The 10,932-nt window shown below is 35.1% G+C and carries 6 protein-coding genes; all 6 read right to left on the bottom strand.

From position 1 onward, the window contains the following. Positions 1 to 234 precede the first annotated feature (234 nt). The 6 genes from WKT11_RS11135 to WKT11_RS11110 all read right to left on the bottom strand — a co-directional run bounded on the left by WKT11_RS11135 (position 235) and on the right by WKT11_RS11110 (position 10,889). Positions 235 to 858 carry a hypothetical protein gene (locus WKT11_RS11135; protein WP_015541865.1) on the bottom strand — a complete coding sequence of 208 codons (624 nt, stop codon included), beginning with the start codon at positions 856 to 858 and terminating at the stop codon, positions 235 to 237. Positions 859 to 861: 3 nt separating this feature from the next. Continuing rightward, a complete protein-coding gene (locus WKT11_RS11130) occupies positions 862 to 2,190 on the bottom strand; it encodes an AAA family ATPase (protein ID WP_117674292.1) in 1,329 nt (442 codons plus the stop codon). 246 nt (positions 2,191 to 2,436) lie between these two features. Next, a complete protein-coding gene (locus WKT11_RS11125) occupies positions 2,437 to 5,922 on the bottom strand; it encodes an SIR2 family NAD-dependent protein deacylase (protein ID WP_015541863.1) in 3,486 nt (1,161 codons plus the stop codon). 73 nt (positions 5,923 to 5,995) lie between these two features. Next, complete coding sequence (locus WKT11_RS11120) at positions 5,996 to 7,567, bottom strand: recombinase family protein (RefSeq protein WP_015541862.1); 1,572 nt, start codon at positions 7,565 to 7,567, stop codon at positions 5,996 to 5,998. Next, positions 7,560 to 9,215 carry a recombinase family protein gene (locus WKT11_RS11115; RefSeq protein WP_015541861.1) on the bottom strand — a complete coding sequence of 552 codons (1,656 nt, stop codon included), beginning with the start codon at positions 9,213 to 9,215 and terminating at the stop codon, positions 7,560 to 7,562. Before WKT11_RS11115 ends, WKT11_RS11120 begins: the two co-directional genes overlap by 8 nt. Further along, entirely contained in the window at positions 9,216 to 10,889 is a 1,674-nt protein-coding gene (locus WKT11_RS11110) for a recombinase family protein (RefSeq protein ID WP_015541860.1), read from the bottom strand. Between the last annotated feature and the right edge of the window lie 43 nt (positions 10,890 to 10,932).

The raw sequence follows: 10,932 nt of genomic DNA, 5'->3' as shown, positions 1-10,932 counted from the left end.
GCAGTATAACTCATTTTGGAATGCTCTGAGCTGTACATAGTGCTCCCGGGGATGTCAAGTCATTGCTACAAAAAATATGCGGCTTTTTTGCCACGAAAATGGCTTAAAACCGCATATTTCTGTATAGAGGACGTTATATAATTGTCACAAAGTGGGTGGGGAGGATGTAACGTTATTGTCACAAAACTTAATATTATCCATTCTATGCAAGCAACAGTACAGAGAATTCTCAAATCAGCAAATACGCAAATTTCCTATTAGCTTATCTCCCTCTTCTGTTCTCTGCATCTTAACTGCAACATGTTGAAACTTCCTCACAGCGCCAACATCTACGCTAATAATATTATTTTCCCATTCTTTCTCTGGTGCTGGTGGCATTGGTTTTCCTAAAGGTGCAACCATTATTTTAGGATCTTCACTTCTATCTGTATTCCAAAATCCAGTACTCTCATACGTTGTATATGTCCTAATCTCATCAATATGTATTCCCAATACCCCTTCCAATGCACGAACATTAAAATAACTAGCACGTATTTTTTGTTTTATTTCATGCCATTTTTTGTTATCAACCTTACTCTTCATTTCAATAAGATGCAATATCCATTTCTCTTCCTTTTTTTGAAGCAAAACATGATCAACACTTCTTCTTAATTTAAATGGACTTTCTTTCTTAAGAAAATTGCACTTTCCTTTATGGTCATAATCCTCACTACATAAATTATCCCCTTGTACATCTACGTGCAATTTGCTTCTTCCTGTCTCACTTTTTTCCTCTAAACAATAGGAATTGCTAAAGGGCAGGAAAAAATTATCTTCTAAAAAATTATCAATTCCATACTGTATCCGTTCTTCAATCATTTATCAGTCCTCCTGAAATGCGTATACTTCCTCAACTATTTTTTCAAGAGCATTATTAAATGTTGGAACAACAAATCCATATTTTGTTGCCTCCAATGGTATCAATCTTGTTTTCCCACTATTTTCCGTAACAAACTGATACATTTGAATATCTTCTCTAGAAAGAAGATCTTCCTTTTTATATCCATATTCCTGCTGCAACTCATTGCTTCGTACATGATTTTTTAATTTCATCATATTATTTATATGTTGCAAAATGGTATCGCTATGAGTAGTAATCCATACCGGTATACCCAAATTCATCATATTAATAATCAGTCTAGCCATTTTTTGTTGTAACTCTGGATGTAAATGTGCTTCTGGTTCTTCAATAATCATTGCTTTAAAATTAATGCCGGATTTCAGTACCAAAAGTAATGGTGAAATTTCCGAAACAATAGATGATGCAACATACAATGGAATTTCTTTATCACTTCCCTCCGGCTGATATTGGATAACTGGTAACATATCTTTTTTTACTGACAAATTTCCTTTTGTCATATTTTTTTCAATATATTCAATTATGCCTGAATACTTTTTGCTATCTTTTTTATTAATTTCAAACTTCGTTATCAGCTGTAAGAAATCTACATATGGAAGTGTAAGAGTACTTGTATTTTCATGTAATTCTGCCGAAAAACTAATTTGTAACGAATTTTCAATCAGCTGCGAGTATGTAAGCATAAAGCCTGTTCTCGAAGCCGGAAGATAAATTGGCTCGCCAATTCTTCTTCCCTTTACAATTGGTGTATATAGTGGAGCAGCAATACCCTCCATTAATAAATTCCAACAAATATACGCATTCATCCGAAGCAACTCATCCCTATTAGGTAAATCTACTTCCGGAAATTTAATATAATTGTTTGTTACAGAATATCTAGATCCTGATTTTTCCCAGACAATTTTAATAGGTTTAGTTCTTTCATAATTAGTAATCTTTAATTTTTCAACCTCAACATCGTAATTAAAAATCTTTCTAACTAAAGACTTTTTTTGAGTATTTAACAATTCATTAAACCAATTTATATATAGTTCCATATCATTCTCAGATAATTCAATCTCTGTATTGATATGTGCTTTTAACCAATCTTCACACTGTTTATATACTCTGGCTTCTGAAGGCTTCTTGGGAAAAATATCTTTTCCTAATGTTAAAATCCCCCATAATATACTCATTAAATAACTTTTTCCACTATTATTATCACCCACAAAACACATCAACGGTGCAATAGTAACATCCGCACTTTTTATTTTTGCAAAATTTTCAACATGGAGTGTCCATTTTTTATTCATTCCAGTCTCCCTTCTCGTACATATTGCTCTTATATATTTCCCCAAATATACGCTTTTTATACTTTAATTATTCTTTTGTTTCTCATGAATTATATCCATTTTAATAGTAACATATGCACTTTTCTTTTTCAACAACTCCACTTATCACATTCTCTTCAAGTAGCGTATGGTATGCTCTCAACAATACTTAATTGTCTCTAGGATGTCATGTCATTGTCATACAGTATAAGAGCTCAACAATAATATTTACTCATCTCCTGTAGTATCAAAAACAACATTTCTTATTTCTATAAATTCATTTTTATTCTCACTAATTCTTTTCCACCCATCTACAATATCAGATTTTATTCCTCTTACATACAGTTCTTTCGCAATCTTGCAAGATATTATTCGACATCTTAATTTATACAAAGCTTCTTGTTCAGAATCTGTTTGTTTTATTACCGTCTCATCTTGAAGCTTTAGCAAACATACAAGTAAAGTCTGTATTTCTGTTTTTAAAACAATTTCATTTTTTATTATTGCATAACACAATTTCAATGCAGCCATATTGTGAAGTATTTCACTACTTATCACTCTATATATCGAAATCCTAAAAAGCATATTTGAACACTTCAACAACATGTCATTGTTTTGTAACTTAAAATCATTTATATAAAGTACATCATAAAAATCTTTAATCAACCCCAACTCTTGCTCATTACTTAACCAAATTTTATTTTGAAAATCTTCAAAATAAAATTTGCTATCATCAACAAAACATGCTTCTATCATGTCAATTGCAATGGAATTTTTATACAGCTCGCTTAAAGCTTCAAAATATGCATACACCTTTTCTTTTTCTGTCTCGGATAAATCAATATTTTTACTCTCACGTAAAATAATCAATCCCATGACAATTAAAAAGCTCTGACGAATTCTTTCACTAGCATTTGGTTGATTTCTCTCAACCCATGATTGGTTAGTTTTCACTAAATTCGTCAGCACTTCCAACGCTTCTTCCAAATTAATTTTACTAATATCTATATCATTAAGAATTCCTATTAAGTCTCTATAATTATTTCCTCCAGCCGAAAACATTTGCGTATTTGAATCTGATTTCATTCTTTTTAATGTATCTTCAAATATTTCTTTTTTATTTTTCTCATACTTTTGTTTATCCAACACATATAATATAGACTTATTTTCTAGCGTTTCTTCTTTTTCTAATACCTTACATAAATATCTCAAATCCTCCTCATTTAGTATAATAACTTGTGCAAGTATAACCAAACGATTCACTGCAGCTTGTCTTTTTTCATTTTCTGCTTCTTTTATTGTTTGTTTAATTTGGAAAAGTATCCTGTTATATATTTCAATATCAAGCACATATTTTTCTCTCGGTTTTGATATAAATACTATTGGATCGCAATAATCACTCATTCGATCTACATCCACCGGAAATTGTAGTATTTTCTCGATTCGATTTTCTTGATCTTGAAGTGAAAATGCTTCAAACAATCCTTTAAATATTTTTCGAATACCCTTGAAATTTGTTCGAACATTACTTAAGCACAAATCAAGAATTGAATCGAAAATTTCATCCAATATATTAATTGAACATTTATAACATAATCTCGCTATAATATCTGGAAGAACTACTGCTGACTGCTCATATATAGACTTTGCAAAAAAGAAATTCTCTGGCTTAACATTTTTCATCACAATCTGAAATATTCTTAAATATTCTTTCGCAATATCATCAACTTCTTTTTGTGATAACTCATACAACTTAACTCGTCCAAACATTAAATCTATATGTTTATTATCCTGTGCTATTAAAATTTGCATAAGGCACCAGTGTGGATAATATGGTGCTAATAGTTTTACTGTGCTGTGTAATCCTTTAGTATTAGTAACATTCTGCAACCGAAATGGATGACCTGTTTGTTCTAGAAACCTCAAATATTCCAGTGCATAAAACACATTTGAATTATCCCTTCCCATATGCATTGTATATGTAGAGGACAAATCGAAATTATCTTTTGTTTCAAAACTCTTATTACCTTTTTCTTCTGTATTTAAATATAAACAATACTTATCATTTTCATTCCACCAAGATACATCACTTTCATGTATACATTCTTCTGTCTCATCTACAATATTTCCTTGTCTGATAAAATTAATTAATGATACAATACTTTCTTCTATCGAAGACAAATATTCGTTTCCACTTGCTTTGACCAACTGTTTCCTCACCAATGTAAGTACATCCGATAGGATTGCATCCGCTTTTGATATTTCTCCAATAAGTGCATACATATTGGCTTTAACCAAAGGCCAGTACATATCACCGTTTACCAAATTCCACGAATCCAGCATTCCCGCTAATTTTTCAGCTTGAAATCTAAATAGCTGTTTCCGACAATCGCACGCATATAAAAATTGCTTATTATCATAGTCTAAATATGCATCTTTTATTTTTTCATGACATGCTTCATACTTTTCCCATTCTGCCAACTCTCTATAAGAACGTAAGAGATGCAAATATATTACTTGTTCTTTGTATTCTAATTCTGTTCCAAAACTGTCAACTAGTTCATCCCCTTCTTTTTTCTCCAATACATTCAAAAACTGATCCACTACCTGAGAAAGAATCGGTCTTCCTGCGATATCCATAAACTTTACATATTCATACATATAGTTTACTTGATCTGTGAATGAAATATGTTCAAATTCATTCATATTATCGAGTTCATTTAATACATAACTTACCTTATTTTTCATTTTCCACGGTAAAAAAATCCAACCCGGATATGATTCATTTAATTTTTTCATTATTTCTGTTTTTTTCACAAAATCAGTATCATACTGTAAATGCAACTGTCTTAAATCAAACCAATTATCTTTTCTCCGCTTTTCTTCCACTCTTAATTTTAATTCTTCTAAAAAAGAATTCAATCTATCACCAATATTTTTGTCTGGCCATAGTTCTTGTAAATCAATAACAATAATATTACGTTCAAAAAGTAATTTACGTTTTGCCTCAGCAATATGAGTAACTGATACCATATATATCTTTTGCGAGCTACTCTTTCCAAGATTATCATGTATCCATCCAATCCACTTTATGAAATTAGGATCCTCACAAGAAAAACCTAACATGCAAAATACATTCTCTAATAATGCTTGCTGAACTGTATTAACCATTGCAGCAAACTTCACTGGATATGTTCTATAATCTTCTTCGGTAATTATAAATGGACGGTATGATGGAAACGAACCATGTAATTTTAAAATTCTGGGAGCATTGTTACTATTGACTAAATCTTCTTGGCAAATGACAACATTATATCGACGGTTTGTTACCTTATCTGCTGCACGCTCTAATAAAGTATCATAATTTGTAGTGAATACATCCTTCCATGGCATTTCCATTAACTTCACATACACTTCAGAAGGAGCGTATTCCAAATCCGGTACTGCATCTTTAATTATTTTTTCCAATTTGGGACGTCCTACCGTAATCTCTACCTCCTGAGCAAGCCTCAGAGAACTATTATATTGCTTCCCTGGCCCTTCTTTCCCATAAACTGTTTCATAAAACAAATCAGAAAGCTCATTCCAATTTAAGAATTTTTTATCTGTAATAGAAACCTTTTCAGCATTTTTTGAAAATCCAGCCCCTACCATCAATGCAGCATGATTCTCAGACAAAGCTTCTGCAATTTCTCTAATATAATTCATATTCATGTTCTCACCTTTCTTTCAACATAAAAACATTATCTAAATCTATATTTATTCTACCATAGCACATTAAATATTGTCATCGTGCTAATTTAAGTGCCCTCCATTCCACCTCCACTCTCCCGTCATCATACACATATATTCCCTGCACATATTCTTCCAGCATTTCTCGTGTCAACTTCTCATAGCCTAAATACTTCAACATCTGCTCCACCGGAACATTTTTTTTCATCAGAATTTCTTTCTCTCCGTTTATCAGTTCATCCAGTTCCTGTACACGTTTCTGCAGTCGTTCTCTTTCTTCTTCCAACTGCTTCTTTGCTTCCATGAACTGTTTCTGATTCATCTGTCCCTCATGATACTTCTCATAGTTCTGGCGGTTCTGAATCTTTATCTGCTCCTGACGTTTTTCACAGTCTGCACTTTCCGTCTTATAGGCTTCTATACTGTCCTCATGCTGTTTTCTCATAGATTGCTGCATCTGTTCCTGGCTGATATTCTGGCGTAAATATGCCTTTATTTCTGCCAGTACGATATGCTCTAGCATTTTGTTATCCGCTTTCCCGGCAAAACACCCTGTATCTTCTTTTCCTTTACTGTAAGCACAGCTATAAAGAATATGACCATGAACCGGACTGCTTGAAGTCAGACTTCTATGACAATTTCCACACTTCACATAGCCACCTAATAGTGTTATCTCCCTGTCAAATTTGCTTTTCTTGGTGTATCTGATCTGCAGGGACTGTGCTTTCTCAAAGACTTCTTTTGACACTATTGGCTCGTGGTGATTTTCCATCACTTTCCACTGACTTCTCGGAACGGGTACTTCTTTCCCAGTTCCGGGATCTGGAATCTTTGTCTTTCCATAGACCATACAGCCTATATAGGTCTTATCATCCACAATCTTCCGTATCATATCACTCGTCCACTGCAATCCTCTTGATGCAGCTTTCTTGCTGTCTGATTTCTGTCGTCTGCTCATAGACTGCAAGGGAGTCAATACACCCTCTTCATTGAATAACTTACAAATCTCCATCTTGGAATATCGCTGATTGGTCAGTTCAAATACTCTGCGAATCACTTCCGCTTCGTCCTCTACAATCACCAGTTCTTTCTTATTTTCTGGATTGATTCGATACCCATAAGGTGCAGAACCACAACAATACTCACCTTTTCCCCGTCTGGTGCTGACTGCTGCCTTTACCTTTACAGACTGATCTTTCACATAGAAGTCTGCGATCAATCCTTTAAACTGTACTTCGATGTCTGAACTCTTTCCTTTATAATCTTTAGAATCATATCGGTCTGAAATAGAAATAAATCGTACTCCCAGGAATGGAAAAATCTGTTCCAGATAAGTTCCCATCTCAATATAGTTTCTGGCAAAACGTGAAAAATCTTTTACTACGATACACTGCACTTTATTCTCCCTGGCAAGTTCCAGAACCTGCTTAATTGCCGGACGTTCCATACTGGAACCAGAATATCCATCGTCGTAGAACTCCTGAAAGGGCATAGCCACCAGTTCAGGAATATTGGAAATATAATCTTTTACCAGTTTTCTCTGATTAATAATGCTGTTACTTTCTTCCTCTGAGTCATCTTCCATGGAAAGGCGGTAATATCCAATAATCAGTTTCTGATCACTCATGTTCTACCACCCCCTTAAACCCGAAGTTGATTTCCAGTTTGCCATCACCATATAGATACATACTTTCAATCAAGCCTTCTGCAAGTTCCGCATTGATTCTGGTTGTCCCATCCAGCTCCAGCAGGCTTCGTAAAAATCTGGCTTCTTCTTTCTGCTGTTTTTCCAGCTTTCGTATGGTCTGCTCTAAAGACTTCTTTCTCTCTTCGCAGAACTCTTTCCAGCTATTACGGTCATCTTTCATTTCTATATAGGCTTCTTTGGAAAGTTCACCCTCTTTATATTTCATAAATGCCTGTGCCAGTTTTTCTGAACGTCTTTCCATATCTATATTCAGTTTTCTGATCTCAGTTTGAATCTCATTGATTTTGGAAAGAAATACCGCACTGCTTATAGCAGACATATCCTTTTTCCGCAATCCAGATAACTGAAACTGTCTGGTCAGCTCCGAACGGACAATTTTCTGCAACTTCTCTTCGGAAATAGATTTGTGACTACATTTTCTTTCATCCCGATACCAGGCAGCATTGCAAAAGTAATATACATTGCCTCTGTATCTACGTGTACACATTTTCCGCTTACAATCACCACAATAGAATACATTGTAAAATGCTCTTTCATCATCTTCCCACCCTGCAGTAGTTTTTGTTGCTTTCTGTTGTGCTGCTTTTAGCCTGACCTGTGCTTTTTCAAACAGTTCTCGGCTGATAATCGGTTCATGGGCATTTGGCGTAATAATCCACTGGCTCTCGTCCAATATGTCACACCATTTTTCCCCTCTTTGAAATCTGGATTCGTATTTCCTCTGAACCAGATCACCATAATAATTATTTCGGTTCAGCACTGCACGTATCGAAGAATTCCCCCACTGATGAAGGTTCTCTCCATCCTGACAGTACACATGATGATATTGGTTATAATCTGAAATCCGATGTACCCTATCCTCAAACAGCCTGTCAATAATGCTCTGTATGCCATCTCCCGAAGCATATTCTTCAAAAATCCTGCGGACAATCTTTGCAGCTTCCGGTTCCACCATCAACTTATAAATTCCATTTATCTTTTCCACACAATATCCATATGGAGCTGTAGATCCCACATACTCACCATTTTTCTGTGCAATACGTTTCGCTGCCCGTTCTTTTGCGGAAATGTCTTTCGCATAAGCATCATTCACCAGATTCTTGATATTCATGGATAATTCCTGATTCTTGGCATCCGGTGCAAATGAATCATAGTTGTCACATACAGAAATAAACCGCACTTTCATAAAAGGAAGAATCTTTTCCAGATAGTTTCCAGTTTCGATATAATTTCTTCCAAATCGTGAGAAATCCTTTACCAGAATACAGTTTAGTTTACCTGCCCTGACATCATTCATCATCCGTTCAAATCCCGGTCTGTCAAAATTTGTTCCGGTTTTTCCCAAATCAGAATAAATATCATATACAGCAATCTCATACTCTTTGTCCGGATTTTCATTGTGCTTCTGAATGAATTCTTTTATCAGCGTAACCTGTGTTTCAATAGATTCTGACTTTTTTTCATCATTGTCTACGGATAATCTGGCATAAATTGCAGCCATACATACCAGAATACCAGGAATCTTCTTCTCTGTGTTTTTCTTATATCTTTTTGCTGTTCTTGCCATTTATCCCACCTCTTTCCTGCATTCTGTCCTGTGTTCCGCATAAAACCGTCTTATGACTTTCATCTTCTCAATCATATCCTGATAGCGGATGTGAATTTTAATTTGCTTGTTTTCATAAATATAGATTTTATCTACGGTCAGTGCCAGCAATGTGCGATCCAATTCTTTGATTTCCAGTGATTTCTTCCAGTCCTCCAACTGAACGGTTGCAGACACTCCACCCTCAAACATTTGCTTTATCAGCTTTTTCTGATTCTCAATCATCTGCTCCAGTTCTTCACATTTTCTTCCATAACTTTCCCGAAAATCATCGAACTCCGCTTTGCTGATCAGTCCCTCTTTCAAGTCATCACCCAAAGATGCTTTCAGACTGTAATAACGGTTATATTCTTCCTGCAACTTACTAATCTGTGTATCATAACCGATTACCTGATCGTAACTAACTTGCATCTCACAAAGTTCTTCCATAATCATCTGATAGTCTATAAAAAGTGCTGTATATGCCTGAATCTCTTTCAATACAATCCTTTTCAGCACCTCTTCCGGAATACTGTGTCTGGTACAATCTCCACCTTTATTCTTTATCTGGCAGATATAAAAAGCTTTTTTCTTCCCCTTATACTGATTTACCCTGCGTATCATCGGGGTCTTGCAATCTCCACAAAACACAAATCCCCCAAAAAAGTTTGCACTGTCTGATGTTTTCGATGCTCTGCCATCATATTGGAGTAACTTCTGCACCACATCAAAATCATTCTGCCTGATGATTGCCGGATGCGTATTTTCTACTTTCACCCACTCTGATTCTGGCTTATCCAGGCGTTGCTTTACTTTATAGCTGATTCGTTCCTGCTTGCCCTGTACCATGTTTCCAATGTAAACCTCGTTGGTTAGAATCCTTTTAATCTGCACTGCCGACCATTTCGGTGTGTCTGAGCTGTGAAATCCAGAATTATAATTCTCGCCATTTGCCTTTTTATATTCTTTTGGAGACTGCACATAACGTACATTCAGTTTTTCTGCGATTGCTCCAAGACTGAATCCATCAATTTTCCATGAAAATATTTTTCTTACAATATCCGCTGCATAAGAATCAATCACCAGACAGTTCTTATTCTCCGGATCTTTGCAGTAACCATACGGGGCAAATGCTCCAATAAATTCACCTTTTTCACGTTTGATTTTCTGGTGGCTTCGCACTTTACCGGAAATGTCCCGGCAATAGCTTTCATTTACAAAATTTTTGATTGGAACAACAAATGACTTTTCTGAAAAATCTGCTGTTTTACTGTCAAACTGGTCTGTAACTGAAATAAAACGCACATTTAAAGCCGGGTAGGTCTTTTCGATCCATCGCCCGGCTTCTATATACTCTCTTCCGAATCTGGATAAGTCTTTTACAATCACGCAGTTTACTTTTCCAGCTTCTATATCAGTTGTCATTCGTTTAAACTCAGGTCGGTCAAAATTTCCTCCTGAGTATCCGTCATCCACATATATATCAAAGATCTGAATATCCGGCTGGCTTTTTACAAAGCTCCGAAGTAACTCTCTCTGATTTGCAATGCTGTTGCTCTCTGACTTCACATCGCCCTCTTCCATATCATCTTTCGATAATCGAAGATACAATGCAGCATCGTATATATCTGGCATATTCATTTGCATCTGTTCCATTTTACATCGCTCCCAACTTACTTATTCCATTGAATTTGAAGTC

The sequence above is a fragment of the Blautia sp. HCN-1074 genome (assembly GCF_037890165.1).
Classification (GTDB): domain Bacteria; phylum Bacillota; class Clostridia; order Lachnospirales; family Lachnospiraceae; genus Blautia_A.
Note: the sequence above shows the minus strand (reverse complement) of the source record. Positions and strands in the feature narration are given on the sequence as shown.